The sequence below is a fragment of the Burkholderia sp. BE12 genome (genome assembly GCF_002959955.1).
Classification (GTDB): Bacteria; Pseudomonadota; Gammaproteobacteria; order Burkholderiales; family Burkholderiaceae; genus Burkholderia.
Genome location: NZ_PREY01000012.1, coordinates 156779 through 181724, shown reverse-complemented (window position 1 = coordinate 181724; position 24946 = coordinate 156779). Strand labels below are relative to the sequence as shown.

Annotated in this window: 26 protein-coding genes; 22 read left to right on the top strand and 4 right to left on the bottom strand. The window is 65.7% G+C overall.

Annotated features, from left to right (window positions below; all coding sequences use genetic code 11):
* Positions 1-12: 12 nt before the first annotated feature.
* The 10 genes from secY to dsbD all read left to right on the top strand — a co-directional run bounded on the left by secY (position 13) and on the right by dsbD (position 7353).
* Positions 13-1362, top strand: coding sequence for a preprotein translocase subunit SecY (gene secY, locus C4B30_RS16100; protein ID WP_011655761.1), 1350 nt, complete (start codon positions 13-15; stop codon positions 1360-1362).
* Positions 1363-1369: 7 nt separating this feature from the next.
* Positions 1370-1588, top strand: coding sequence for a translation initiation factor IF-1 (gene infA, locus C4B30_RS16095; protein WP_004521905.1), 219 nt, complete (start codon positions 1370-1372; stop codon positions 1586-1588).
* Between the two features lie 20 nt (positions 1589-1608).
* The gene (gene rpmJ / locus C4B30_RS16090; protein WP_004199844.1) at positions 1609-1725 is read left to right on the top strand and encodes a 50S ribosomal protein L36; all 117 of its coding nucleotides are present in this window, start codon (positions 1609-1611) and stop codon (positions 1723-1725) included.
* A gap of 38 nt (positions 1726-1763) precedes the next feature.
* Positions 1764-2129, top strand: coding sequence for a 30S ribosomal protein S13 (gene rpsM / locus C4B30_RS16085; RefSeq protein ID WP_006477178.1), 366 nt, complete (start codon positions 1764-1766; stop codon positions 2127-2129).
* 28 nt (positions 2130-2157) lie between these two features.
* On the top strand, positions 2158-2559 hold the full coding sequence (gene rpsK, locus C4B30_RS16080; RefSeq protein ID WP_004197937.1) for a 30S ribosomal protein S11: 402 nt from the start codon (positions 2158-2160) through the stop codon (positions 2557-2559).
* Between the two features lie 154 nt (positions 2560-2713).
* Positions 2714-3337: a 30S ribosomal protein S4 gene (rpsD, locus tag C4B30_RS16075; protein ID WP_006477177.1), complete on the top strand. Its 624-nt coding sequence runs from the start codon at positions 2714-2716 to the stop codon at positions 3335-3337.
* Positions 3338-3461: 124 nt separating this feature from the next.
* Complete coding sequence (locus tag C4B30_RS16070; RefSeq protein WP_006477176.1) at positions 3462-4439, top strand: DNA-directed RNA polymerase subunit alpha; 978 nt, start codon at positions 3462-3464, stop codon at positions 4437-4439.
* Positions 4440-4588: 149 nt separating this feature from the next.
* Positions 4589-4984, top strand: a complete 396-nt coding sequence (gene rplQ, locus C4B30_RS16065; RefSeq protein ID WP_006477175.1) for a 50S ribosomal protein L17 — start codon at positions 4589-4591, stop codon at positions 4982-4984.
* A 202-nt stretch (positions 4985-5186) separates the two neighbouring features.
* A complete protein-coding gene (gene cutA / locus C4B30_RS16060; RefSeq protein ID WP_027783305.1) occupies positions 5187-5513 on the top strand; it encodes a divalent-cation tolerance protein CutA in 327 nt (108 codons plus the stop codon).
* Positions 5506-7353: a protein-disulfide reductase DsbD gene (dsbD, locus tag C4B30_RS16055; RefSeq protein ID WP_105132688.1), complete on the top strand. Its 1848-nt coding sequence runs from the start codon at positions 5506-5508 to the stop codon at positions 7351-7353. The genes cutA and dsbD overlap by 8 nt, the downstream gene beginning before the upstream one ends.
* A gap of 130 nt (positions 7354-7483) precedes the next feature.
* On the opposite strand, the gene hemB is transcribed toward dsbD, so the two are convergent.
* Both hemB and yihA read right to left on the bottom strand, forming a co-directional pair.
* A complete protein-coding gene (hemB, locus tag C4B30_RS16050; protein WP_089499468.1) occupies positions 7484-8482 on the bottom strand; it encodes a porphobilinogen synthase in 999 nt (332 codons plus the stop codon).
* A 253-nt stretch (positions 8483-8735) separates the two neighbouring features.
* Complete coding sequence (gene yihA / locus C4B30_RS16045) at positions 8736-9395, bottom strand: ribosome biogenesis GTP-binding protein YihA/YsxC (protein ID WP_006477171.1); 660 nt, start codon at positions 9393-9395, stop codon at positions 8736-8738.
* 214 nt (positions 9396-9609) lie between these two features.
* Here yihA and C4B30_RS16040 point away from each other — a divergent pair, with 214 nt between their 5' ends.
* The 5 genes from C4B30_RS16040 (at position 9610) to msrQ (ending at position 15752) form a co-directional block, all read left to right on the top strand.
* Positions 9610-10263 (top strand): c-type cytochrome, encoded by a 654-nt coding sequence (locus C4B30_RS16040; RefSeq protein WP_089499469.1) that lies wholly within the window; start codon positions 9610-9612, stop codon positions 10261-10263.
* A 218-nt stretch (positions 10264-10481) separates the two neighbouring features.
* Positions 10482-12695: a cytochrome c biogenesis protein ResB gene (locus tag C4B30_RS16035; protein WP_105132687.1), complete on the top strand. Its 2214-nt coding sequence runs from the start codon at positions 10482-10484 to the stop codon at positions 12693-12695.
* Positions 12696-12699: 4 nt separating this feature from the next.
* The gene (gene ccsB, locus C4B30_RS16030) at positions 12700-13890 is read left to right on the top strand and encodes a c-type cytochrome biogenesis protein CcsB (protein ID WP_027783310.1); all 1191 of its coding nucleotides are present in this window, start codon (positions 12700-12702) and stop codon (positions 13888-13890) included.
* A 159-nt stretch (positions 13891-14049) separates the two neighbouring features.
* A complete protein-coding gene (gene msrP, locus C4B30_RS16025) occupies positions 14050-15045 on the top strand; it encodes a protein-methionine-sulfoxide reductase catalytic subunit MsrP (protein ID WP_089499560.1) in 996 nt (331 codons plus the stop codon).
* 20 nt (positions 15046-15065) lie between these two features.
* A complete protein-coding gene (gene msrQ, locus C4B30_RS16020; RefSeq protein ID WP_105132686.1) occupies positions 15066-15752 on the top strand; it encodes a protein-methionine-sulfoxide reductase heme-binding subunit MsrQ in 687 nt (228 codons plus the stop codon).
* An 81-nt stretch (positions 15753-15833) separates the two neighbouring features.
* Here msrQ and lptM read toward each other — a convergent pair whose 3' ends face one another.
* On the bottom strand, positions 15834-16112 hold the full coding sequence (gene lptM / locus C4B30_RS16015) for an LPS translocon maturation chaperone LptM (RefSeq protein WP_027783313.1): 279 nt from the start codon (positions 16110-16112) through the stop codon (positions 15834-15836).
* 36 nt (positions 16113-16148) lie between these two features.
* On the opposite strand from lptM, the gene cyaY reads away from it, so the two are divergent.
* On the top strand, positions 16149-16475 hold the full coding sequence (gene cyaY, locus C4B30_RS16010) for an iron donor protein CyaY (protein WP_027783314.1): 327 nt from the start codon (positions 16149-16151) through the stop codon (positions 16473-16475).
* A gap of 79 nt (positions 16476-16554) precedes the next feature.
* On the opposite strand, the gene C4B30_RS16005 is transcribed toward cyaY, so the two are convergent.
* Entirely contained in the window at positions 16555-18942 is a 2388-nt protein-coding gene (locus C4B30_RS16005; RefSeq protein WP_105132685.1) for a penicillin-binding protein 1A, read from the bottom strand.
* 226 nt (positions 18943-19168) lie between these two features.
* Between C4B30_RS16005 and C4B30_RS16000 the strand changes: the two genes are divergently transcribed.
* Genes C4B30_RS16000 through aroB form a run of 6 tightly spaced genes read left to right on the top strand, consistent with a single transcriptional unit; the run spans position 19169 to position 24916 of the window.
* Positions 19169-20092, top strand: coding sequence for a competence protein ComA (locus C4B30_RS16000; RefSeq protein ID WP_105132684.1), 924 nt, complete (start codon positions 19169-19171; stop codon positions 20090-20092).
* On the top strand, positions 20089-20745 hold the full coding sequence (locus C4B30_RS15995) for a fimbrial protein (RefSeq protein WP_105132683.1): 657 nt from the start codon (positions 20089-20091) through the stop codon (positions 20743-20745). The genes C4B30_RS16000 and C4B30_RS15995 overlap by 4 nt, the downstream gene beginning before the upstream one ends.
* A complete protein-coding gene (locus tag C4B30_RS15990; protein ID WP_105132682.1) occupies positions 20742-21617 on the top strand; it encodes a pilus assembly protein in 876 nt (291 codons plus the stop codon). The genes C4B30_RS15995 and C4B30_RS15990 overlap by 4 nt, the downstream gene beginning before the upstream one ends.
* Entirely contained in the window at positions 21614-23245 is a 1632-nt protein-coding gene (gene pilQ / locus C4B30_RS15985) for a type IV pilus secretin PilQ (protein ID WP_105132681.1), read from the top strand. Before C4B30_RS15990 ends, pilQ begins: the two co-directional genes overlap by 4 nt.
* A gap of 40 nt (positions 23246-23285) precedes the next feature.
* Positions 23286-23840, top strand: coding sequence for a shikimate kinase (locus C4B30_RS15980; protein ID WP_027783320.1), 555 nt, complete (start codon positions 23286-23288; stop codon positions 23838-23840).
* The gene (aroB, locus tag C4B30_RS15975) at positions 23837-24916 is read left to right on the top strand and encodes a 3-dehydroquinate synthase (protein ID WP_027783321.1); all 1080 of its coding nucleotides are present in this window, start codon (positions 23837-23839) and stop codon (positions 24914-24916) included. Before C4B30_RS15980 ends, aroB begins: the two co-directional genes overlap by 4 nt.
* The last annotated feature ends 30 nt before the right edge of the window (positions 24917-24946 follow it).

The window sequence follows — 24946 nt, the reverse complement described above, 5'->3', positions numbered from 1 at the left end:
CGGAGAAGGTACTTGGCTAACAGCCCGAGTCTTGCAAAACCCGGTCGAAGCACGGCGAAATTCGGCGATCTGCGCCGGCGAGCGATGTTCCTGCTCCTGGCGCTGATCGTCTATCGCATCGGCGCGCACATTCCCGTGCCGGGCATCGATCCGGATCAACTGGCTAAGCTGTTCCAGAGCCAGGCGGGCGGCATCCTGGGCATGTTCAACATGTTCTCGGGTGGCGCGCTATCCCGCTTCACGATCTTTGCGCTGGGGATCATGCCGTACATCTCGGCGTCGATCATCATGCAGTTGCTGGCGATCGTTTCGCCGCAGCTCGAGGCGCTGAAGAAGGAAGGGCAGGCAGGGCAACGGAAGATCACGCAGTACACGCGGTATTTCACCGTGGTGCTCGCGACCTTCCAGGCATTCGGTATCGCGGCCGCGCTGGAAAACCAGCCGGGCCTCGTCATCGATCCCGGCATGCTGTTCCGTCTGACGACGGTCGTGACGCTGGTTACGGGCACGATGTTCCTGATGTGGCTCGGCGAGCAGATTACCGAGCGTGGTCTGGGCAACGGTATCTCGATCATCATCTTCGGCGGGATCGCAGCAGGGTTCCCGAATGCCGTGGGTGGGTTGTTCGAGCTGGTGCGTACGGGTTCGATGAGCATCATTTCGGCGATCATCATCGTCGTTCTGATCGCCGCGGTGACTTACCTGGTCGTGTTCATCGAACGCGGTCAGCGCAAGATCCTCGTGAACTACGCGAAGCGTCAGGTCGGCAACAAGATCTACGGTGGGCAGTCGTCGCATCTGCCGCTGAAGCTGAACATGTCGGGCGTGATTCCGCCGATCTTTGCATCGTCGATCATTCTGTTCCCGGCAACGATTCTCGGCTGGTTCAGTACCGGTCAGCCGACGGGAAGCTGGATTTCCAATACGTTGCATAACGTTGCGGAAGCGCTGAAGCCGGGCCAGCCGGTTTACGTGCTGCTGTACACGCTGGCAATCGTGTTTTTCTGCTTCTTCTACACCGCACTGGTGTTCAACAGCAGGGAGACCGCGGACAACCTGAAGAAGAGCGGCGCGTTTGTTCCGGGCATCCGTCCGGGCGATCAGACCGCGCGATATATCGACCGCATCCTCACGCGTCTGACGCTGGCCGGTGCGATCTACATCGTCTTCGTGTGTCTGCTGCCGGAATTCCTGGTGCTGCGCTGGAACGTGCCGTTTTATTTTGGTGGAACGTCGCTGCTGATCATTGTCGTCGTCACGATGGACTTTATGGCGCAGGTGCAGTCGTACGTTATGTCGCAACAGTATGAGTCGCTGCTCAAGAAGGCCAACTTCAAGGGCGGCAACATCCCGATGCGTTGAAAGGACTATGGCCAAAGACGATGTAATCCAGATGCAGGGTGAGGTGATTGAAAACCTCCCGAATGCGACCTTCCGTGTGAAGCTGGAAAACGGCCATGTCGTATTGGGGCATATTTCCGGGAAGATGCGGATGCACTACATCCGCATTCTGCCTGGCGACAAGGTGACGGTTGAATTGACGCCTTACGATCTGTCTCGTGCACGGATCGTGTTCCGGGCGAAGTGATTTGAAAAAAGGGTATTATCATGAAAGTGATGGCATCGGTTAAGCGCATTTGCCGCAATTGCAAGATCATCAAGCGCAAAGGCGTCGTTCGCGTGATCTGCAGCTCGGATCCGCGCCACAAGCAGCGCCAAGGCTGACCGCGCGTTTGTTTGCGCTTTTTGTTTGAGGAAAAACAATGGCTCGTATCGCAGGGGTTAACATCCCGAATCACCAGCACACCGAGATCGGCCTGACGGCTATCTTTGGTGTCGGCCGCACCCGTTCGCGCAGCATCTGCGTGGCAGCTGGCGTCGATTTTTCGAAGAAGGTCAAGGATCTGACCGACGCAGACCTGGAAAAGCTGCGTGAAGAAGTAGGCAAGTTTGTCGTCGAAGGCGATCTGCGCCGTGAAGTGACGATGAACATCAAGCGCCTGATGGACCTCGGTTGCTACCGTGGCGTCCGTCATCGCAAGGGCCTGCCGATGCGCGGTCAGCGTACGCGTACGAACGCACGTACCCGCAAGGGTCCGCGTCGTGCAGCGCAAGCGCTGAAGAAGTAAGCGGAACTGACAGTTACAGGAAAACGTAATGGCTAAGGCTTCGAACACCGCGGCGCAACGCGTTCGCAAGAAGGTTAAGAAGAACGTCGCTGAAGGCGTGGTTCACGTTCACGCGTCGTTCAACAACACGATCATCACGATCACCGATCGCCAAGGCAACGCACTGGCATGGGCGACGTCGGGCGGTCAGGGCTTCAAGGGCTCGCGCAAATCGACGCCGTTCGCTGCTCAGGTCGCAGCCGAGTCGGCTGGCCGCGTCGCGATGGAATACGGCGTGAAGAATCTGGAAGTGCGGATCAAGGGCCCGGGCCCGGGTCGTGAGTCGGCAGTGCGCGCACTGCACGGCCTCGGCATCAAGATCACCGCGATTTCGGACGTCACCCCGATTCCGCACAACGGCTGCCGCCCGCCGAAGCGTCGTCGTATCTAAGGATGTGCTGGCACGTTCGTGCTAGCGCATTGCCTGTCGCCGCTCAGCGTCGACGGGCGTTGCTTTTTTGATTGACTAAGCCCACCGTTCGCCCCAAAGGGAGCGGACTAGCGCGGATTTCGATCCGCGTGACTGATTGATAAAGGAATGCAAAGTGGCACGTTATATCGGCCCCAAAGCCAAGCTGTCCCGCCGTGAAGGCACCGACCTGTTCCTGAAGAGCGCACGCCGCTCGCTCGCCGACAAGTGCAAGCTCGACAGCAAGCCGGGTCAGCACGGCCGTACCTCGGGCGCACGTACGTCCGACTACGGTACGCAGCTGCGCGAAAAGCAGAAGGTCAAGCGTATCTACGGCGTGCTGGAGCGTCAGTTCCGTCGCTACTTCGCTGAAGCCGATCGCCGCAAGGGCAATACGGGTGAAAACCTGCTGCAACTGCTCGAGTCGCGCCTCGACAACGTCGTGTATCGCATGGGCTTCGGCTCGACCCGCGCTGAAGCGCGTCAGCTGGTGAGCCACAAGTCGATCACCGTGAACGGCGTCGTCGCAAACGTCCCGTCGCAGCAAGTGAAGGCGGGTGACGTCGTCGCGATTCGCGAAAAGGCGAAGAAGCAGGCGCGTATCGTCGAAGCGCTGTCGCTGGCCGAGCAAGGCGGCATGCCGAGCTGGGTTGCAGTCGATGCGAAGAAGTTCGAAGGCACGTTCAAGCAGATGCCGGAACGCGCTGAAATCGCAGGCGACATCAACGAAAGCCTGATCGTCGAATTGTATTCGCGTTAATCCGATTGACGGCCGAGGTACCCCGATTGCGTCGCGCAAGGAGGGGCCTCGGCTGTTTATTTTCTGGTTGTTACCGGTCAGCCTTATCGGTGTAACGAGCCGAGGGTATTGAAAAGGAAAGCCCATGCAAACCAGTTTGCTGAAACCCAAGATCATCGCCGTGGAATCGCTTGGCGAGAACCACGCGAGGGTGGTCATGGAACCGTTCGAACGCGGTTACGGCCACACCTTGGGCAATGCGCTTCGCCGCGTGCTGCTGTCGTCGATGGTGGGCTACGCGCCGACCGAAGTCACGATCGCAGGCGTGGTGCACGAGTACTCGACGCTGGATGGCGTGCAGGAAGACGTCGTCAACCTGCTGCTGAACCTGAAGGGCGTGGTGTTCAAGCTGCACAACCGTGACGAAGTGACGGTGACGCTGCGCAAGGAAGGTGAAGGTGTCGTGACGGCCGGCGATATCGAGCTGGCTCACGATTGCGAAGTCATCAACCCGAATCACGTGATTGCGCACCTGTCGAAGGGCGGCAAGCTCGACGTTCAGATCAAGATCGAAAAGGGTCGCGGCTACGTGCCCGGCAACGTCCGTCGCTACGGCGAAGACACGGCCAAGATCATCGGCCGCATCGTCCTCGACGCATCGTTCTCGCCGGTTCGCCGCGTGAGCTACGCTGTTGAAAGCGCACGTGTCGAGCAGCGTACCGACCTCGACAAGCTCGTGATGAACATCGAGACGAGCGGCGTGATCACGCCGGAAGAAGCGATCCGCCAGTCGGCCCGCATCCTGGTCGACCAGTTGTCCGTGTTCGCGGCGCTGGAAGGCACGGAAACGGCAGCCGAAGCGCCGTCGCGTGCACCGCAGATCGATCCGATCCTGCTGCGTCCGGTGGACGATCTCGAGCTGACGGTTCGTTCGGCGAACTGCCTGAAGGCCGAGAACATCTACTACATCGGCGATCTGATCCAGCGCACGGAAAACGAGCTGCTGAAGACGCCGAACCTCGGTCGCAAGTCGCTCAACGAGATCAAGGAAGTGCTCGCTTCGCGCGGTCTCACGCTGGGCATGAAGCTCGAGAACTGGCCGCCGGCTGGTCTCGACAAGTAAGCCCGGTCGTAGCCCGGCTATAGCTGTAGTTGGCAAAGATGCGGATTTTCCTTTAAAATCCGCATCTTGCTTTTTTTCGTTACCGGCCCGTGCACCCACCGAGGTGCGATAGAAGAGCTGGACCAAAACTTTGAATCAAGGAAACTGAAATGCGCCATCGTCATGGTCTGCGGAAACTGAACCGCACGAGCAGCCACCGTCTGGCTATGCTCCGTAACATGTCCAACTCGCTGATCGAGCACGAAGTCATCAAGACGACGCTGCCGAAGGCGAAGGAACTCCGTAAAGTCGTCGAGCCGCTGATCACGCTCGGCAAGAAGCCGTCGCTGGCAAACCGTCGCCTGGCGTTCAACCGCCTGCGCGATCGTGACTCGGTGGCGAAGCTGTTCGACGTGCTCGGTCCGCGTTTCGCGAACCGTCCGGGCGGCTACCTGCGCGTGCTGAAGTTCGGCTTCCGCGTGGGCGACAACGCACCGATGGCACTGGTCGAACTGCTCGACCGTCCGGAAGTCGACGAAACGGAAAACGTGCAAGAAGCTGAGTAAGCTTCCGGTACGCAGCAGCATCTGAAAGGGGCCGAGCAATTGCTTGGCCCTTTTTATTTTTGAGATGCCGGATGCGATCGATTGTCGCAGGCCGGTGCCGGCAGCGTTGCGCGGGCTGCGCTACGATACGGGGCAACCGGTGCGGTCCCCGAGCGGGTAACCGGGCGCCGGCAGGAGCCTGCAGACCAGTGAGGGGGCACGGATGATAGTGGTGCTGATGCTGACGACGGTGCCCGATGCGGCGACGGCCGCGGCAGTCGCCGACGGCGCGCTCGACGCGCGGCTTGCCGCGTGCGTGTCGGAGCTCGGTACGATCAAGTCGCGCTATCACTGGCAGGGCAAGGTCGAAACGGCCGACGAGATCCAGTTGCTGTTCAAGACGAGCCCCGTAAGGGCGCTCGAACTGGAGCGATTTATTCTCGCGCATCATCCTTACGAGACACCCGAAATCGTCTCGTGGCAGACGACGGCATCGGCCGCGTACGGCCAATGGGTGACCAGCGAAACTCAACGTCTATTTCATGTTTAACGGTATGGCGCTTTCGGTGCGCGTGCGCGCGCTGCGGTTTCTAACGGTCCTGTTGTCGTTCATGCTCGTGCTGGGTGGCTTGTCCGCCGCGCGCGCGGCCGACGATTTCCTCGATCCGTCGGTTGCGTTCAAGTTCAGCGCGAGCGAATCGCCGGGACAAGTGGACGTCCGTTTCAAGATCGCCAACGGCTATTACATGTACCGCGAGCGGTTCGCGTTCGCGGTGAAGAGCGGCCAGGCGACGCTCGGCGAGCCGCAATACCCGGCCGGCCACGTGAAGTTCGACCAGACGTTCCAGAAGAACGTCGAGACCTATCGCGATGAAGTCGTCGTTCACGTGCCGGTGAAGCAGGCGGCCGGCCCGTTCGAGCTCGCGGTGACGTCGCAAGGGTGTGCGGACGAAGGGATCTGTTATCCGCCGGCCGAGCACGTCATGAAGGTCGACGGCGCCGCGCTCGGCGCCGCATCGTCGTCCGGCGAGACGGCTGCCGCGGGCAGCTGGTTCGACAAGGTCACGAGCGCGGATTTCGCGCAGTCGCTGCTCGAAGGCCACGGCTTCTTCACGATCATCGCGCTCTATTTCGTCGCGGGTGTCGTGCTGAGCCTCCTGCCGTGTTCGTACCCGATGATTCCGATCGTGTCCGCCATCATCATCGGCCAGGGCACGCGCGCGACGCATGCACGCGGCTTCGCGCTGTCGCTGACCTACGTGGTCGGCATGGCGCTGGTCTACACGGTACTTGGCATCGCCGCCGCGCTGGTCGGCCAGAGCCTCGGCGCATGGTTGCAGAACCCGTGGGTACTCGGCACGTTCGGCGTGCTGCTGACCGTGTTCGCGGTGTCGCTGATCTCCGGCAAGGACATCGCGCTGCCGGCGCGCTGGCAGAACGGCGCGGCCGAGGCATCGAGTGCGCGCCAGGGCGGCCACTTCGTCGCGGTCGCGGCGATGGGCGCGTTGTCGGCGCTGGTCGTCGGTGCGTGCATGACGGCGCCGCTGTTCGCGGTGCTCGCTTTCATCGCGCATACCGGCAACGCGTTGCTCGGCGGGGCGGCGCTGTTCGCGATGGGGCTGGGGCTCGGCGTGCCGTTGCTGATCGTCGGCGTCGGGGCCGGGACGGTGCTGCCGCGCGCAGGCGCATGGATGGACGGCGTCAAGGTGTTCTTCGGCATCGTGCTGCTCGCGGCCGCGCTGTGGATCGTGTGGCCGGTGCTGGCGGGCGGGCTGAAGATGGTGCTCGCGGCGTTGTGGCTGCTGATCGCGGCCGCGGCGCTCGGCCTGTTCACGCCGAATGCCGGTGCTGCGTCGATCTGGCGCCGCCTGGGCCGCGGCGTGGGCGCCGCGCTCGCGATCTGGGCCGCGACGCTGCTCGTCGGCCTGGCCGCGGGCTCGACCGACCCCGTCAAGCCGCTGGCCGTGCTGGCGGCGCGTACGGCGGCGTCCGGCGGTGCGGCGACGGCCGGTGCGGCTGCCACGCAGGACGGCCCCGCGTTCGCCCCGGTGCGCTCCAGCGGCGAACTCGACACGTTGCTGAAGACGTCGGGCCGGCCCGTGATGCTCGACTTCTACGCCGACTGGTGCGTGAGCTGCAAGGAGATGGAGCATCTGACGTTCACCGACGCGCGCGTGCAGGCGCGGCTCGCGCAGCTTCACCTCGTGCGCGCGGACGTCACCGCGAACAATCCGGACGATCAGGCACTGCTCAAGCGCTTCAATCTGTTCGGGCCGCCGGGCATCATTTTCTTCGATCGCCACGGCAACGAGATCGGCCGCGTGGTCGGCTATCAGGCGGCCGACACGTTCCTGCGCAGCCTCGATCGGGCGGCCGTTCCGACGGTATGACGGTGGCCGGCCGGGGCGAGCCGGTGAATGGAAGCTCCGGGGCCGGTTGACAGTCCCGATCGACGGTAAACAAAAAACGGCGGAACACCGGGGTGTCCCGCCGTTTTTGCTGGCGCCTGCCGGCGCGCGATCAGCGTTGCGCTTTCAGCAGACGCGCGGCATCGAGCGCGAAGTAGGTGAGCACGCCGTCAGCCCCCGCACGCTTGAACGCGAGCAGCGATTCGAGCACGACCTTGTCGTGGTCGAGCCAGCCGTTCATTGCGGCCGCCTTCAGCATCGCGTACTCGCCGCTCACCTGGTACACGTAGGTCGGGAAGCGGAACTCGTCCTTCACGCGGCGCACGATGTCGAGATACGGCATGCCGGGCTTGACCATCACCATGTCGGCGCCTTCGTCGATGTCGAGGCGCACTTCGCGCAGCGCTTCGTCGCTGTTCGCCGGATCCATCTGGTAGGTCATCTTGTTGCCCTTGCCCAGATTGGATGCCGAACCGACCGCATCGCGGAACGGGCCGTAGAACGCCGATGCGAACTTCGCCGAATAGGCCATGATCCGCGTATGGATATGGCCGTCGCTTTCCAGCATCTCGCGGATCGCGCCGATGCGGCCGTCCATCATGTCCGACGGCGCGACGATGTCGACGCCGGCTTCCGCCTGCGCACGCGCCTGGTCGACCAGGATCTCGATCGTGTCGTCGTTGATCACGTAGGCGTTTTCGTCGAGCACGCCGTCCTGGCCGTGGCTCGTGTACGGATCGAGCGCGACGTCGGTCAGCACGCCCAGTTCGGGGAAGCGCTTCTTCAGCTCGCGCACCGCGCGCGGGATCAGGCCTTCCGGATTGGCCGCTTCGCGGCCGTCGGGCGTTTTCAGCGACGGCTCGATGGCCGGGAACAGCGACAGCACGGGCACGCCGAGTTCGACGCACTGCTCGGCGACGTGCATCAGCAGATCGACCGACACGCGCTCGACGCCGGGCATCGACGGGACCGGCTGGCGTTCGTTGGCGCCGTCGACGACGAACACCGGGTAGATCAGATCGTCGGTAGTCAGGCGGTTTTCGCGCATCAGGCGGCGGGAGAAGTCGTCGCGGCGCATCCGGCGCGGACGATGAAGCGGATGGAAGCTCATGGCGATTTGGCAGAAATCAGGGCAAGAAGGACCTTACGGAACCCTTAGGTCATTTTCGAGATCGTTGGTATATGATAGCGATCGAGCGGCACGCGTTGCGTGCAACTCCCCGCTTCTCCTCCCTGAGCGGGTGCCTGTCGTTTTTCGATTAGGCTGTTTGACCCGCCGTTCGACGGCGGGTTTTTTTATGAGCCGGCCGAATCCGCAGGTGCCGTCAGGTGCGCACAGCCGATCCCAGCCGCGCGTTGCCCGCTCATTGTGCTACAGGCTCGCTTTTTTCGTCGGCGACGGACGGCCGCAGCCAGCTCTCGATCAGTTCGTGGGCCTCGTCGAGCCCCGTGCGCTTCAGCGCCGAGAACAGCTGGACCGTCAGCTTGCCCTTCACGCCCTGATCGCGATACGCGTCGAGCCCTTTCTGCGTATTGCGTAACGCGTTGATGCTTTCCTGGCGCGTCAATTTGTCGCACTTGGTCAGCAGCGTGTGGATCGGCTTGCCGGTCGGCGCGAACCACTCGATCATGCGCCGATCGAGATCGGTCAGCGGACGGCGCGAATCCATCATCAGGATCAGGCCGCAGAGCTGCGAGCGCGTCGCGAGATAGGACGACAGCAGCATTTCCCAGTGTGCCTTCGCGGCGCCGGGCACTTCCGCATAGCCGTAGCCGGGCAGGTCGACGAGGTTCGCGACGGGCTCGGCGGCCGGGCCGACGGAGAAGTAGTTGATATGCTGCGTGCGGCCGGGCGTCTTCGACGCGAAGGCCAGCCGCTTCTGGTTGCACAGCACGTTGATCGCCGTCGACTTGCCGGCATTCGAGCGGCCCGCGAACGCGATTTCCGGCTGGACCGTCGGCGGCAGGTCGCGCAGATGGTTGACGGTCGTGTAGAAGCGGGCTTGATGGAGCAGAAAGGCCATGGGAACCGGAAGGACGGGCGGCGCGAGCCGCTTGGTGGAGGCGGGGTAGCCCCGATAGGCGCGGGAGCTTTCAACACGATATTGTACAATACGGCGGTTTTACCGAAGGCCACCGGGCGCCTGCCTCGCGCTTTTATGTGGCTTCTGCGGTAGACTGAACGCCGTCGTTTTTTGCAGAACCTCAAATTCCCACAAGACGAAACAGGGTGTGCGAATGAATCGACTGTGCAAGTCTCTGATGGTGCTTCAGGTTGCAGCAGGGTTCGTAGGTTTCGTAGCGGAGGCAAACGCGGCAGATGCGGCCAAGCCGGATCTCGACCGCGGCAAGGCGATTGCCGGGCAAGTCTGCGCGTCGTGTCACGGCGCCGACGGCAATAGCGCGTCGGGCAGTTTCCCGAAGCTTGCCGGCCAGCATCCCGAATATCTGGTCAAGCAGTTGAACGACTTCAAGACGCAGCCGGGCGCGAAGGGGCCGGTGCGTAACAACGCGGTGATGGTCGGATTCGCGAGCGCGTTGAGCGCGGACGACATGCGCAACGTCGCCGCGTACTACGGGTCGCAGACGACGAAGCTCGGTACCGCACGCGCCGCGGCGACCGTGCCGGTCGGCCAGAAGATCTATCGCGGCGGCATCGCGGAGAAGGGCGTCCCCGCCTGCGCGAGCTGCCACGGGCCGACGGGGCAGGGGATCCCGGTCCAGTACCCGCGTCTGTCGGGGCAATGGGCCGATTACACGGTCGCGCAGTTGACCGCGTTCCAGCAAGGTGCCGGCGCGCGCAACAACAACGAGGCGATGCATCAGATCGCGTCGCGGCTGTCGGATACCGAGATCAAGGCCGTCGCGGATTACATCGCGGGCCTGCGTTGAGCGGTCAGCCGCGAATGGAATGACCGGGCGCCCGAAGGGCGGCCGGCGTCAGAACAAGAAAAGGGTGGGGCGCCGCGTCGTCGCGGTTGCCTCGCCCTTCTTTTTTGTCGGCACTCGCCGGGCCGAGCCGGGATGGAGAGGCTTGCGGGCGATGGGGGCTGCGCCCCCGAAGCGAACATAGTGAGCGTGGGGGCTGTTTCCCCTTAGTCGGAGTTTGAATGAGCGTTACCACGTCGGGGTTGCAGTCGAAGTCGAGTCAGGGTGCGTCGAAACGCGCGGTCGAGCTGCTGAGCTCGATGCGCTTCGCGATCGCGCTGCTGGTGGTGCTGTCGATTGCGAGCATCATCGGCACGGTCCTGACCCAGGACGATCCGTATCCGAACTACGTGAACCAGTTCGGGCCGTTCTGGGCGGACATCTTCCGCTCGCTCGGCCTGTACAACGTGTACAGCGCGTGGTGGTTCATGCTGATCCTGATCTTCCTCGTCACGTCGATCTCGCTGTGCGTGATCCGCAACGCGCCGAAGATGCTCGCCGATGCGAAGAGCTGGAAGGACAAGGTCCGCGAAGGCAGCCTGCGCGCGTTCCACCACAAGGCCGAGTACACGGCGTCCGGCACGCGCGCGACCGTCGCGGCGACGCTCGCCACGTTCGTCACGAAGGCCGGCTACAAGCACGTCGTGCGTGAAACCGGCGGCGCGACGCTGATCTCCGCGAAGCGCGGCGCGATGACCCGGTGGGGCTACATTTCCGCGCACCTGGCCATCGTCGTGATCTGTATCGGCGGCCTGCTCGACAGCAACCTGCCGATCAAATTCCAGATGTGGATGTTCGGCAAGAGCCCGGTCAACACGAGCGCGACGATCAGCGAGATCTCGCCCGACCATCGCCTGTCCGCGTCGAACCCGACGTTCCGCGGCTATGCGTGGGTGCCGGAGGGCCAGTTCGTGTCGACCGCGATCCTGAACCAGCCGAGCGGCTCGCTGATTCAGGATCTGCCGTTCTCGATCCAGCTCGACAAGTTCATCGTCGATTACTACACGACGGGCATGCCGAAGCTGTTCGCGAGCGACATCGTCGTGATCGATCGCGAGACCGGCCGGAAGATCCCGGCGCGGGTCGAGGTCAACAAGCCGTTCACGTACAAGGGCGTGTCGATCTACCAGTCGAGCTTCCAGGACGGCGGCTCGCAGATGCAGATGACGGCCTATCCGATGACGGGCAGCCACGCGGCGACCGTACCCGTGAAGGGCACGATCGGCAGCTCGGCGCCGCTGCAGGTCCCGGGCGCCGACGGCGATACGATCGAGTTCTCCGATTTCCGCGCGATCAACGTCGAGAACATGGCCGACGCGACCGGCAAGCCGGATGTGCGCGGCGTCGCGACGACGAACTCGCTGAAGGAAGTATTCGACGAGCGGCTCGGCTCGGGCGCGAAGACGTCGAAGCCGACGCAGCTCCACAACATCGGCCCGTCGGTGCAGTACAAGATCCGCGGCAAGGACGGCCAGGCGCGCGAATTCAACAACTACATGCTGCCCGTCGACATGAACGGCGAGCGCGTGTTCCTCGCCGGCGTGCGCGCGAGCCCGAACGATCCGTTCCGCTACATGCGGATCCCGGCCGACAGCCAGGATTCGATCGGCGAATGGATGCGCCTGCGCGCCGCGCTCGAGGATCCGGCCGTGCGCACCGAAGCCGCCGCGCGCTTCGCGCAGCGCTCGCTGCCGGGCGACGCGTCGCTGCGCGGCCGCCTGCAGGACAGCGCGTCGAAGGTGCTGACCCTTTTTTCGGCGAGCGACGACAGCATCGGCCGCGGGGCGGACGGCCAGCCGGTCGGCGGCTTCCAGGCGGTGGCGAGCTTCATCGACCGCTCGGTGCCGAAGGGCGAGCAGGAGAAGGCCGCGAGCCTGCTGCTGCGGATGCTCGAGGGCTCGATGTGGGAGGTCTGGCAGATCGCTCGCGAGCGAGCCGGCGAGCCGGCCGCGCAGCAGGGCACCGACACGATCCGCTTCGTGCAGAACGCGATCAATGCGCTATCCGACAGCTTTTTGTATGGATCGCCGGTCTATTTGCAGCTTGACTCATTCAAGCAGGTGCAAGCTTCGGTATTTCAGTTGACGCGCGCACCCGGCAAGAATCTGGTGTATCTTGGCAGCCTGTTGCTGGTCGCCGGCATCTTCTCGATGTTCTACGTGCGCGAGCGGCGACTCTGGTTCTGGCTGAAGGACGCCGGTTCGGGCGTCGATGTGGTGATGGCAATGTCCACGGCCCGCAAGACCTTCGATTTCGAGAAAGAATTCGTGCAGACGCGCGACGCGGCCGGCGCCGCCTTGCGCGTCGCACCTCGCGACGCCGCGCCCGCCGGTGCGGCTTCGACGGCCCGCCCGCCTGCCGGCGGCGGTTCCGATTCCGAGAATTCCACCCGGTAACATCATGGATCTCACGCAAGTTTCCTCCTCCCGTACGGCGTCGGCCCCGGCGCCGGCATCGTCGCCGCTGTTCGACGAGCGTCCGTTCCTCGCGCGCCTGTCGCTGTTCGACTGGCTGTTCGCACTGGCGTTGGTGGCGGGCGCGGGCTACGCGCTCGTGCACTACAACGCGCACATGGATTACTACGACAAGGCGGTGATGGTCGGCGCCGTGCCGGCGCTCGTCGCGCTCGGCTGGCGCTGGAAGCCCGCGCGGCTGATGATGGCGTCGATCGCCGTGCTGTCGCTGCTGTCGATCCAGATCTACCAGGGCGATCTCGCCCGCGCCGATTCGGCGTTCTTCCTCAAGTATTTCCTGTCGAGCCAGTCGGCGATCCTGTGGATGAGCGCGCTGTTCGTGCTCGCGACGATCTTCTACTGGATCGGCCTGCTCGCGCGCTCGGAAACGGGCGCCGCGATCGGCCAGAAGCTCACGTGGGTCGCCGTGCTGATGGGCTTCACGGGGTTGATGGTGCGCTGGTACGAGTCCTACCTGATCGGTGCGGACGTCGGGCATATCCCCGTGTCGAACCTCTATGAAGTGTTCGTACTGTTCAGCCTGATCACCGCGCTGCTTTATCTGTATTACGAAGGCCACTACGGCACGCGTTCGCTCGGCGCGTTCGTGCTGCTGGTCATCAGTGCGGCGGTCGGCTTCCTGATGTGGTACTCGGTCGCGCGCGATGCGCAGCAGATCCAGCCGCTCGTGCCGGCACTGCAAAGCTGGTGGATGAAGATCCACGTGCCGGCGAACTTCATCGGCTACGGCAGCTTCGCGCTGTCGGCGATGGTGTCGGTCGCGTACCTGACGAAGGAGCGCGGAATCCTCGCCGATCGCCTGCCGACGCTGGAAGTGCTCGACGACGTGATGTACAAGTCGATCGCGGTCGGTTTCGCGTTCTTCACGATCGCGACGATCCTCGGCGCGCTGTGGGCGGCCGAAGCGTGGGGCGGCTACTGGAGCTGGGACCCGAAGGAAACCTGGGCGTTGATCGTCTGGCTGAACTACGCGGCGTGGCTGCACATGCGGCTGATGAAGGGCCTGCGCGGCGCGGTGGCTGCCTGGTGGGCACTCACCGGCCTGCTCGTCACGACGTTCGCGTTCCTCGGCGTCAACATGTTCCTGTCCGGACTGCACAGCTACGGCAAGCTGTAAGATTTCCGCCGTTCGTCCGACCATATGACCGCCGGTGCACTGCGTGCCCGGCGGTTTTCTTTTGTAACGGGCGGGCGAACCGGGCGTCGAACGGCGCGTGACGGGCCGGGTCGAACGCTCATGAAGCGTGCGCGCCGCGCATGCGGGAGGAGCTGCACGATGTGGATCAAACGCCCTTTGCGTAACGTACTGACCGGCGCGGATATCGCGCCGAGCGAGATCACGCCGCGCGCGGTATTCGAGAACCGGCGGCGCGTGTTGCAGGCAGCCGGCCTCGCGGCCGCGGGCGGCCTGTTCGGCACCAGCGGCGCGGCGCTCGCCGCGTATGCGTCGCCCGACCCGCGGGCGGCGAAGCTGGCGGCAAAAACCAACCCGAGATTCGTCGCCATCGACAAGGTGACGCCGTTCAAGGACATCACGTCCTACAACAATTTCTACGAATTCGGCACCGACAAGAGCGACCCGGCGCAGAACGCCGGCACGCTGCGGCCGCGCCCGTGGCGCGTGAGTGTCGAAGGCGAGGTGCAGCATCCGAAGGTGTTCGATCTCGACGAACTGCTGAAGCTCGCGCCGCTCGAGGAGCGCGTGTACCGGCTGCGCTGCGTCGAGGGCTGGTCGATGGTGATTCCGTGGGTCGGCGTGCCGCTGTCCGAGTTGATCAAGCGCGTGCAGCCGACCGGCAACGCGAAATACGTGCAGTTCGTCACGCTGGCCGACCCGTCGCAGATGCCGGGCCTGTCGACGCCCGTGCTCGACTGGCCGTATTCGGAAGGGCTGCGGATGGACGAGGCGATGAATCCGCTGACGCTGCTGACGATGGGCGTCTACGGGCAGGTGCTGCCGAACCAGAACGGCGCACCGGTGCGGATCGTCGTGCCGTGGAAGTACGGCTTCAAGAGCGCGAAGTCGCTCGTGAAGATCCGCTTCGTCGACAAGCAGCCGAAGACGAGCTGGAACACCTACGCCGCGAACGAATACGGCTTTTATTCGAACGTGAACCCGAACGTCGATCATCCGCGCTGGAGCCAGGCGACCGAGCGGCGCATCGGCGAGGACGGTTTCTTCACGCCGAAGCGCAAGACGCTGATGTTCAACGGCTACGGCGATCTGGTCGCATCGATGTATCAGGGCATGGACCTGAAGAAGAATTTCTGAGCGTGACCGTGAGAAACGACATGCCTCCTTCGACGCTCACGCCCGCGCGCGCCGCGGGCGCCGGGCCGGCCGCGCGCGCGGCGCGGGCCGGTGCGATTCGTTCCGCCGCGCCGCGCTGGCTCGCACCGGCCAAGGTGCTGGTGTTCGCGGCGGGCCTCTATCCGTTCGCGCGCATCGTGCTGTTCGGGCTCACCGACCGGCTCGGCGCGAACCCGATCGAATTCATCACGCGCTCGACGGGCCTGTGGACGCTCGTCCTGCTGTGCATCACGCTTGCCGTCACGCCGGTGAGGCGCATGACGGGTTTCGCGCCGCTGCTGCGCTTTCGCCGGATGATCGGGTTATTCGCGTTCTTTTACGCGACGCTGCATTTCACGACCTACCTGTGGTTCGACAAATGGTTCGACGTCGTCGCGATCCTGAAGGACGTCGGCAAGCGCCCGTTCATCACGGTCGGCTTCGCGGCGTTCGTGCTGCTGATTCCGCTTGCCGCGACGTCGCCGCGCGCGATGGTGCGCAGGCTCGGTCGCCACTGGGCGACGCTGCACAGCGCGATCTACGCGATCGCGCTGTTCGGCGTGCTGCACTTCTGGTGGATGCGGGCCGGCAAGCACGATCTCGCGCAGCCGAAGCTCTACGCGGCGATCGTCGCCGCGCTGCTCGGTTGGCGGCTGGTTGCGTGGGGATGGCGGCGCGTGCGCGCGTGACGGGGCGGCCCCGAAAAACAAAAGGCGATGACCGGGAAGTCATCGCCTTGTTTCGAGCGCCGCGCGGGCGGCATCGCGTCGTTACTTCGTGGCGGCCGGGCCCGACGCCGGGGCGGGCATGGTCGATGCACTGCTCGACAGCTCGGGCGACAGCGTGAGCGGCGAGCCGGACGTGTCGGGCGACTCGTCGGACGACGCGTTTTCGTCGGTCGGTTTCACGTCCGACGGCGGCGTGTCCTGCTGCTGGATCGGCTTGGGCATCGGAGGCACGGTGGGCAGATAGAGCGCGCCGCTTTGACCGCAGCCGGCAAGAATCGCCAAAGCCGCTACAATCGCGCTCATCCGGAAAACGACTCGCATGATCGTTCCTGAACAATTTAACCGATAGAGTTTAGCATGTCCGATACTGAATACCTGGCCCGTGCAGAGGCAGTGCTGGCGGCCGTCGAGCGTACCGTGGACGCTGCGAACGACGGCGATCACGACATCGATCTGGAGCGCAACGGCAGCGTGCTGACGCTGACGTTCGAGAACGGCTCGAAGATCATCGTCAACCTGCAGCCGCCGATGAAGGAAGTGTGGATCGCCGCGAAGGCCGGCGGATTCCACTACCGTTTCATCGACGGCGCATGGCGCGATACGCGCACGGGCACCGAGTTCTTCTCGGCGCTCACCGAGTATGCGACCCAGCAGGCCGGTCTGCCGATCACGTTCAGCGCGTGACGGCCGGGGCTGCGCCCCGAACGCCGTGCCCATGAAAAAAGCGCCCCGCGGGGCGCTTTTTTCATGGGCGGGCCGCGGGTCAGTGACCGCGGAACAGGTTCATGATGTCCTGCTTTTCCTGCTCGTCGACGTGCGGCACGGCCTCGTCTACGTTCTGCGCGGCCGGCGCCTGCGGCACGCCGACCGTCGACACGAAGCCGTGGCCGGGCGTGAACTCGGTGAAGTACAGTTCGCCGCCGAGCGATTCGACGCCGTCAGGCGCCGTCGGCTTGAACTCCGGCACGCCCTTCAGCGCGGCGCCCATGTAGTCGATCCAGACCGGCAGCGACAGGCCGCCGCCGGTTTCGCGATCGCCGAGGCTGCGCGGATTGTCGTAGCCGATCCACGCGATCGCGGCGAGGGTGTGCTGGTAGCCGGCGAACCACGCGTCGTGCGAATCGTTCGTCGTGCCGGTCTTGCCCGCGAGATCGGTGCGCTTCAGCACGTTGGTTCGCGCGCCCGTGCCGCGCTGTGCAACGCTCTGCAGCAGGCTGTTCATCACGTAGGCGTTGCGCGCGTCGATCGCGCGCGGCGCGTTCTGCTCGGCGACGAGCGGCTGCGCGCGCGCGACGATCGCGCCGTTCGGATCGGTGACTTCGGCGATCAGGTACGGGTTGACGCGATAGCCGCCGTTCGCGAAGACCGAATACGCGCCCGCCATCTGCAGCGGCGTGACCTGGCCGGCGCCGAGTGCCATCGGCAGGTAGGCCGGATGGCGGTCGGCATCGAAGCCGAAGCGCGTGATGTATTGCTGCGCGTATTTCGTACCGATGTGGTTCAGGATCCGGATCGACACGAGGTTGCGCGAGCGCTGCAGCGCGGTGCGCATCGACATCGGGCCCTCGAAGCCGCCGCCGTAGTTCTTCGGCTCCCACGGCTGGCCGCCGGTTTCCGCGGCGCTGAAATACAGCGGGCCGTCGTTGATCACGGTAGCCGGCCCGAGGCCCTTGTCGAGCGACGCCGAGTAGATGAATGGCTTGAACGACGAACCCGGCTGCCGCCACGCCTGCGTGACGTGGTTGAACTTGTTCTTGTTGTAGTCGAAGCCGCCGACCAGCGAGCGGATCGCTCCATCCTGCGGGACGATCGACAGGAACGCGCCTTCGACCTGCGGCAACTGCGTGATCGACCATTTGCCGGCGTCGTTCTTCACGACGCGCACGATCGCGCCGGGGCGGATGCGGCGGTTCGGCTGCGCGTTGGCGGACAGCGCACCCGACGCGAAGCGCAGGTTGTCGCCTTCGATCGTCGCATTGCTGCCGTCGATGAACGCAACCGTGATCTGGCGCGGGCTCGCGGCCGTCACGACCGCGGCGATCAGCTCGCCGTTGTCGGGATGCTCGAGCAGTGCGTCGTCGATCGCCTGTTCGCGATCGTCGGCGCCGGCCGGCAGCTCGATGAAGCCTTCCGGCCCACGATAGCCGTGGCGGCGCTCGTAATCCATGATGCCCTTGCGCAGCGCGGTGTACGCGACCTGCTGGTCCGCGGAATCGATCGTCGTGACGACGTTGAAGCCGCGCGTGTAGGTTTCCTCGCGATACTGCGCGTACATCATCTGTCTGACCATTTCGGCGACGTACTCGGCGTGCACGCTGAAATCGCGGCCCGGACCCTTGACGACGAGCGGCTGCGCGGCGGCTTCGTCGTACTGTTCGCGCGTGATGAAGTTCAGCTCGAGCATCCGCTGCAGGATGTATTCCTGGCGCACCTTCGCGCGTTTCGGGTTCACGACCGGGTTGTACGCGGACGGCGCCTTCGGCAGCCCCGCGAGCATCGCGGCTTCCGCGAGCGTGATGTCCTTCAGGTCCTTGCCGAAATAGACCCGCGCCGCGCTCGCGAAGCCGTACGCGCGCTGGCCGAGATAGATCTGATTCATGTAGACCTCGAGAATCTGATCCTTCGTCAGCGCGCGCTCGATCCGGTACGCGAGCAGCATCTCGTAGATCTTGCGCGTATAGGTCTTCTCGCTCGACAGGAAGAAGTTGCGCGCGACCTGCATCGTGATCGTGCTCGCGCCCTGCGACGCGTGGCCGTTCGTCAGCGCGACGAAGCCCGCGCGGATGATGCCGGTGAGGTCGACGCCGCCGTGATCGTAGAAGCGCGCGTCCTCGATCGCGAGGATCGCCTTCTTCAGCGAGTCGGGTACGTCCTTGAAATGGACGACGTCGCGGCGCTCCTCGCCGAATTCGCCGATCAGCACGTGATCGGACGTATAGATGCGCAGCGGCACCTTCGGCCGATAGTCGGTCAGCGCGTCGAGCGACGGCATGTTCGGCCACGCCACGACGAGCGCGTAGCCGAGCACGAGGCCGCCGGCCACGACGACGGCCACGCACATCGCGGCGAAGCCGAGCAGGACTTTTTGCCACCAGGGCCGCTTCTTCGGCTCCGGGGCGGGAGGCGGGGACGTAGGAGTCGTGGATTGCATAGGCATACCGGAAAACAGTCCCGCGATTATAGCTGCCCGGTAAGACCGGTCCTGACGCAGGAGCCGCCCGTCGGAAAGCCGCGGGTCGGCGTGCCGTCAGCATAGTCCGTGCAGGGCCGCCGCGAGCGGATGCTGGCCGTTTGGCCGACTGTCGGCCGCGTGCGTCGCTTTACAGAATCAGGTCTCGGAAACGCGGCGTGGGCCGCGACGATCTCGGGAGGCTGGGATGGCAGGACGATGGGTGGCGCGGTTTGCACAGGGCAGGCACCGGTCGACGGGAATCGACGTCGGTGCGCACGAAGTGAGGGTGGCCGTGCTGAGCCGGCGCGGCAGGGACGCGGATGTGCGCGTCGAGGGGCTCGAGCGGGAACCGGTCGGCTTGGCGGGCGGGCCGGAAGACGCGAGGTGGGCGGCGGTCGCGCGGTCGCTGGCGGCAGCCGTGTCGCGGCTGTCGGCGTCGGATGTTCGGTGCGACGCGCGCGGCGTGATGGCGCTGCACGACGACGAGATGCGTACCGCGACGCTCGATCTGGCCGGGCGCGGCGACATTCCGGACGCCGCGCGGCAGGCGGCCGAACGCATCTCGGGGCTGGCGCCGGACAGTCTCGCGTTCGACTGGCGGCACTACGGCGGCGCGCGGTCCGGCGAGATCGCGGTGGCGGTGGCGCCGCTGGCGCTGCTCGAGCGGCGGATCGACGTGGCCGCCCAGGCCGGTATCGACCTGACGGTGATCGACGGCGAGTCGGCCGCCGTGCTGCGCGCGCTGCGCTATGCCGCGCAGTTCGAACTCGACGCGCAGGGCGCCTACGCCGTGCTCTGGTTCTGCGACGCGGGCATGCGCGGCTGGCGAATCGACGGCCCGTCGATCGTCCCGGTGCTCACACTGTCCGGCACGTTGCCGGAGGCACTGCCCGATGCGTTGCGCCGGCGCGTACTCGGCGCCGTGCGTTGCGTACTCGTCGCCGGGGACGAGCGATGTATCGCGCGCTTCGATACGTCCATCGCCGAGATTGGCGATGTGCTCGGCACGGCGGTGGTCCCGTTCGACTGCACGGGCTGGGACGGCCAGCCGTGCGCGCGCGCCGGCATGCCGGGCGGCCCGGCGTTTGCGGTCGCATTCGGGCTGGCGTTGCGCGGGGTGTGGGAATGATCGCCGGTCACGTGGCGGCAAACGGGGGCGCGGCGGAGGCGGCCGAGGAGGCGGTACGGGCGGTATTCGGCGACTTCAACCTGCTGCCGTATCGCGAGCGATTGGCGCAGGCATTGCGGCGTCGCCGGGTCGCGCAGTGCGGTGTGGCGATTCTGCTCGGCGTGCTCGGCGCCGGCCTGTGGACGGGCGCTGCCGTGTTGTCGCGGTGGCGGGTGGACGCAGAGCGCGCCGGCGTGGAGGCACGGCTGCGGCAGTCGCAGCCACAGGTGGCTGCTGCGACGCGCGCCGCCAATGCCGCCGCTACGATCGAGCGGCGCGACGCGCAGGCGGCGGCGCTGGCCGCGCCTTACCGGCGCGTGGCAGGGTTGCTGGCGACCCTGAAGCAAGTGCGCGCCGATCATATCCGGCTCGACGCGTTGCGCATGACGACGACCGGCGCCGCGCTCGATGCGCGCGCCGCGAGTTACCGGGCGGCTGCGCGGTGGCTTGCCGCGATGGCGCGCGAGCAGCGCGACTGGCGGATCGATATCGAGACGTTGAAGCCTGTCTCGGATGCGCCGGCTTCCGCGGCCGGGATGCCGTTCCGGTTCTCGGTGCAGTTGCGCTGGCACGACGCGATGTCGTCGCGGACGGTGTCGGGAGGTGGTGCATGACGGCGCTCGTGCATTGGCCGGCGCCGCGCGCAGGCGCGGGGCTGGACCGCATGCCGCGCGTGTCGCCGGCGGCCATGCATGCCGCGGGTTGCGTGCTGGCATTCGTTGCCGTGCTGGCAGGCGGCATTCATCTGGCGAATGCGGCCGACTGGAGCGGGCTGGCACACAGCCGCGCGTTGCTCGCCGCGGCGCAGGCGCGTGCGGCCGATGCGCAACGCGTGCTTGCCTCCGCCGGACAACGGCGCGACGGACATCGTGCGTCGGCGCGCGACGAGCGCTTGCCGCATGCGCCGGAATGGGCAGCGCTGATGCTGGAACTGGCCGATCTCGCTGCGTCGAGCGGGCTGCACGGCGTGTCGATCGAGCCGCAGCGCGCCGATGGCGCGGCACCGGACGACCGGCGCACCGTGCACCTCGTCGCGGATGGCGGTTTGCGCGCGCTGGAGCAGATGGTCGGCGGGCTGGCGCGCTTCCCGGTGTTGGCCGTACCGTCGGCGCTGCGTATCGAGCGTGGCATGTCGGCGGCGCGGGTGGATATGTCCGTCGACGTGTTTCCGGCGCTGCCGGTGACAACGACCGCGGCGGCCGCGGCCGCCAACACGCCGGTTCGTGCCGCTGCGTCCGACGCCGATCCGTTCGGCGAGGCTGGCCCGACCGAAGCAGCGGGGCGCGCGGCCCGCCTTGCCGGCACGATTCGCGATGCGCGTACCGGTCTCGCGTTGTTCGACGACGGCGACGGCGCGTTCACGGCCGTTGCACCTGGCGAGGTGCTGGGGGCCGCGCGCGTGGTGCGCGTCGATCGCGCCGCCGTGACGCTCGCGACGGTGGACGGCTCGCAGCGGCTCGTCCTGGACGACGGAGGCCGGCCATGACGAAACACGGCTATTGGGTGTTTATCATCTGGGCCGGCGTGACGGCGGCTGACGCAAGCGCGTCGTTGCCGCCGCTGCCGGCGGTGTGGCCGGCCGGGTCGACGGATGTGTCGGCGCCGGGTTTGCCGCAGCCGCTGCGCGTGGCTGACGGCGTGGACAGCGCCGTAGCGGAGGACGCCGGCCCATCGCCGTTCGATCAGCCGGCGCGTGCGGCGCTGCAGACGGAAACCGCCGCGCCGGCCCTCACGCTGGAGGGGCCGCCGATCCCGCTGGCGCCGCCGGTCCGGATGAGCGATGCCGCGGCGCGGCAACCCGGCGATGCGGACGACGCGCGGCGGATCTCGTTGAATCTGCACGGCGCCGGGCTCGCGGCGGCGTTCGATGCGATCGCGCGGTTCACGGGGCTCAATATCGTCGTCGGCGAGCAGGTACGCGGCACGGTGACGTTACGTCTGAACAATGTCCGCTGGCGCGAAGCGTTCGACACGCTGCTCGACACGCACGGGCTCGCGATGTCCCGCCGCGGCAACGTGATCTGGGTTACACCGGCAGCCGAATTGGCTGCGCGCGAACGCGAGCGCTTCGAAATGCATGCGCGGGCCGCCGATCTGGAGCCGCTCGCGAGCCGTACGTTCGCGCTGCACTATCCGCGCGCGCAGGACGTGCAACGGCTGCTGGCCGGCGCGACCGGCCAGCGCCTGCTGTCGAAGCGCGGCGCCGCGGCGGCCGATCCGCGCACGAATCTGCTGTTCGTGACCGATCTCGCGCCGCGCATCAGCCAGATCGCGGGTCTGATCGACGCGATCGACCGGCCATCGCGGCAGGTCCGCATCGAGGCCCGCATCGTCGAGGGCGAGCAGGGTTTCTCGCGCAACCTTGGCGCACGCGTCGCGCTGCGCGCGCAGGGGCGACCGTCGTCGGCCGAGGGCGCGTCATTCACGGCGGACGCGCGCAATGCACTGGATCTCGCCGGGCGGCCGCTCGGCGGTTTCGACGCGGCGACCGCCGGCTTCACGCTGTTCGCCGCGCCGCTCAGCCGCGTACTCGATATCGAGCTGAGTGCGCTCGAGGCGCAGGGGCGGGGCCAGATCGTTTCGCGTCCACGGGTGGTGACGGCCGACCGCGTCAAGGCCATCGTCGAACAGGGTTCCGAGCTGCCGTACCAGGCGAAGGTCGGCAATGGCATGAGCGGTGTGCAGTTCCGTCGCGCGACGCTCAAGCTGGAGGTCGAGCCGCAGATCACGCCGGACGGGCGCGTGGTGCTCGATCTGGACGTAACCAAGGACAGCGTCGGCGAGCCGACCGCGGCCGGCCCCGCCATCCATACGAAGCATGTGCAGACGCGCGTCGAGGTCGAGAATGGCGGGACGGTCGCGATCGGCGGCATCTATGAACAACTGAACCGGAACGATGTGACGGGCGTGCCGCTCTTGGGCAAAATACCGTTTCTGGGCGCGCTTTTCCGGCACCGCGCGCAGCGCGACCAGCGCAACGAACTGGTCGTCTTCATCACGCCGACCGTTGTCGATGCGCGTTGCAGTGCACCCGACACGAGCGACGTAGGCGCCGAGAAAACGGGGCCGGAAGCCGCCGGCGCAGGCTCGACAAGGCAGCCGCTTTGCCAGTAAGCTGCGCCACACACCAGCAAGATTGAAGCAGAGGAAGCCGTTGCAAGCGCGGGACCCACATGCAAACGTATTTTTCGTCGGCCTTATGGGAGCGGGTAAGACCACCGTGGGCCGTGCGGTCGCGCGTCGTCTCGACAGGACGTTCTTCGACTCCGACCACGAAATCGAGGCCCGTACGGGCGCGCGCATTCCGGTGATCTTCGAGCTGGAGGGCGAGGCCGGGTTTCGCGATCGCGAAACGCAGGTAATCGCCGATCTCGCGCAGCGCGAGAACATCGTGCTCGCGACGGGCGGCGGCGCGGTGTTGCGCCCGGAAAATCGCGACAGCCTGAAAACCAACGGCATCGTCGTCTACCTGCGCGCCAATCCGCACGATCTGTGGCTGCGCACGCGCAAGGACAAGAACCGCCCGCTGTTGCAGACGGAAGATCCGAAGGGGCGTCTCGAAGCGCTGTACGAAGTGCGCGACCCGCTGTACCGCGAATGCGCGGATTTCGTCATCGAGACCGGCCGTCCATCAGTCAACGGTCTCGTCAACATGGTGCTGATGCAACTCGAACTGGCCGGCGTCATCGCCAAGCCGCTACAAGCATGATTACCGTCAACGTCGACCTGGGCGACCGCGCCTATCCGATTCATATTGGCGCCGGCCTGATTGGCCGCACCGAGCTGTTCGCTCCCCACATCAAGGGTTCGTCCGTCACGATCGTCACGAACACGACGGTCGATCCGCTCTACGGCGACGCGCTGCGCGCGGCGCTCGCGCCGCTCGGCAAGCGCGTGTCGACGGTGGTGCTGCCGGACGGCGAGGCGTACAAGAACTGGGAAACGCTGAACCTGATCTTCGACGGTCTGCTCACGGATCACGCGGATCGCAAGACGACGCTCGTCGCGCTCGGCGGCGGCGTGGTCGGCGACATGACGGGCTTTGCCGCCGCGTGCTACATGCGCGGCGTGCCGTTCATCCAGGTACCGACCACATTGCTGTCGCAGGTCGATTCGTCGGTCGGCGGCAAGACGGGCATCAATCACCCGCTCGGCAAGAACATGATCGGCGCGTTCTACCAGCCGCAGGCCGTGATCGCGGACATCGGCGCGCTGACGACGCTGCCCGATCGCGAACTGGCGGCGGGCGTCGCCGAAGTCATCAAGACGGGCGCGATCGCCGATGCCGAATTCTTCGACTGGATCGAGGCGAACGTCGATGCGCTGAACCGTCGCGAGCCGGCTGCGCTCGCGCATGCGGTGAAGCGTTCGTGCGAGATCAAGGCGAGCGTCGTCGCGGCCGACGAGCGCGAAGGCGGCCTGCGCGCGATCCTGAATTTCGGCCACACGTTCGGCCATGCGATCGAGGCCGGGCTCGGCTACGGCGAATGGCTGCACGGCGAGGCGGTCGGCTGCGGGATGGTGATGGCCGGCGACCTGTCGGTGCGGCTCGGTCTCTTCGACGAAGCGTCGCGGCAGCGCCTCGATGCGGTGATCGCGGCCGCGCATCTGCCGACCCGCGGGCCCGCGCTCGGCGACGCGCGCTACATGGATCTGATGCGCGTCGACAAGAAGGCCGAGGCCGGCGCGATCAAGTTCATCCTGCTGAAGCGATTCGGCGATACGCTGATCACGCAGGCGCCGGACGAAGCGGTATTCGCTACACTGGCGCAGACGACGCGCTAACGGCGACCCGGATGCCCCGGCGCCCCTGAC

What these genes read in the sequence shown, in the direction of transcription:
- rplQ (WP_006477175.1), top strand. Translation starts at nt 4,589, where the DNA reads ATGCGCCATCGTCATGGTCTGCGGAAACTGAACCGCACGAGCAGCCAC.
- C4B30_RS16070 (WP_006477176.1), top strand. Translation starts at nt 3,462, where the DNA reads ATGCAAACCAGTTTGCTGAAACCCAAGATCATCGCCGTGGAATCGCTT.
- hemB (WP_089499468.1), bottom strand. Translation starts at nt 8,482, where the DNA reads ATGAGCTTCCATCCGCTTCATCGTCCGCGCCGGATGCGCCGCGACGAC.
- rpsK (WP_004197937.1), top strand. Translation starts at nt 2,158, where the DNA reads ATGGCTAAGGCTTCGAACACCGCGGCGCAACGCGTTCGCAAGAAGGTT.
- aroB (WP_027783321.1), top strand. Translation starts at nt 23,837, where the DNA reads ATGATTACCGTCAACGTCGACCTGGGCGACCGCGCCTATCCGATTCAT.
- ccsB (WP_027783310.1), top strand. Translation starts at nt 12,700, where the DNA reads ATGGATCTCACGCAAGTTTCCTCCTCCCGTACGGCGTCGGCCCCGGCG.
- C4B30_RS15990 (WP_105132682.1), top strand. Translation starts at nt 20,742, where the DNA reads ATGACGGCGCTCGTGCATTGGCCGGCGCCGCGCGCAGGCGCGGGGCTG.
- infA (WP_004521905.1), top strand. Translation starts at nt 1,370, where the DNA reads ATGGCCAAAGACGATGTAATCCAGATGCAGGGTGAGGTGATTGAAAAC.
- C4B30_RS16035 (WP_105132687.1), top strand. Translation starts at nt 10,482, where the DNA reads ATGAGCGTTACCACGTCGGGGTTGCAGTCGAAGTCGAGTCAGGGTGCG.
- C4B30_RS15995 (WP_105132683.1), top strand. Translation starts at nt 20,089, where the DNA reads ATGATCGCCGGTCACGTGGCGGCAAACGGGGGCGCGGCGGAGGCGGCC.
- msrP (WP_089499560.1), top strand. Translation starts at nt 14,050, where the DNA reads ATGTGGATCAAACGCCCTTTGCGTAACGTACTGACCGGCGCGGATATC.
- msrQ (WP_105132686.1), top strand. Translation starts at nt 15,066, where the DNA reads ATGCCTCCTTCGACGCTCACGCCCGCGCGCGCCGCGGGCGCCGGGCCG.
- C4B30_RS16040 (WP_089499469.1), top strand. Translation starts at nt 9,610, where the DNA reads ATGAATCGACTGTGCAAGTCTCTGATGGTGCTTCAGGTTGCAGCAGGG.
- C4B30_RS16000 (WP_105132684.1), top strand. Translation starts at nt 19,169, where the DNA reads ATGGCAGGACGATGGGTGGCGCGGTTTGCACAGGGCAGGCACCGGTCG.
- C4B30_RS16005 (WP_105132685.1), bottom strand. Translation starts at nt 18,942, where the DNA reads ATGCAATCCACGACTCCTACGTCCCCGCCTCCCGCCCCGGAGCCGAAG.
- lptM (WP_027783313.1), bottom strand. Translation starts at nt 16,112, where the DNA reads ATGCGAGTCGTTTTCCGGATGAGCGCGATTGTAGCGGCTTTGGCGATT.
- dsbD (WP_105132688.1), top strand. Translation starts at nt 5,506, where the DNA reads ATGTTTAACGGTATGGCGCTTTCGGTGCGCGTGCGCGCGCTGCGGTTT.
- cutA (WP_027783305.1), top strand. Translation starts at nt 5,187, where the DNA reads ATGATAGTGGTGCTGATGCTGACGACGGTGCCCGATGCGGCGACGGCC.
- cyaY (WP_027783314.1), top strand. Translation starts at nt 16,149, where the DNA reads ATGTCCGATACTGAATACCTGGCCCGTGCAGAGGCAGTGCTGGCGGCC.
- pilQ (WP_105132681.1), top strand. Translation starts at nt 21,614, where the DNA reads ATGACGAAACACGGCTATTGGGTGTTTATCATCTGGGCCGGCGTGACG.
- rpsM (WP_006477178.1), top strand. Translation starts at nt 1,764, where the DNA reads ATGGCTCGTATCGCAGGGGTTAACATCCCGAATCACCAGCACACCGAG.
- yihA (WP_006477171.1), bottom strand. Translation starts at nt 9,395, where the DNA reads ATGGCCTTTCTGCTCCATCAAGCCCGCTTCTACACGACCGTCAACCAT.
- rpmJ (WP_004199844.1), top strand. Translation starts at nt 1,609, where the DNA reads ATGAAAGTGATGGCATCGGTTAAGCGCATTTGCCGCAATTGCAAGATC.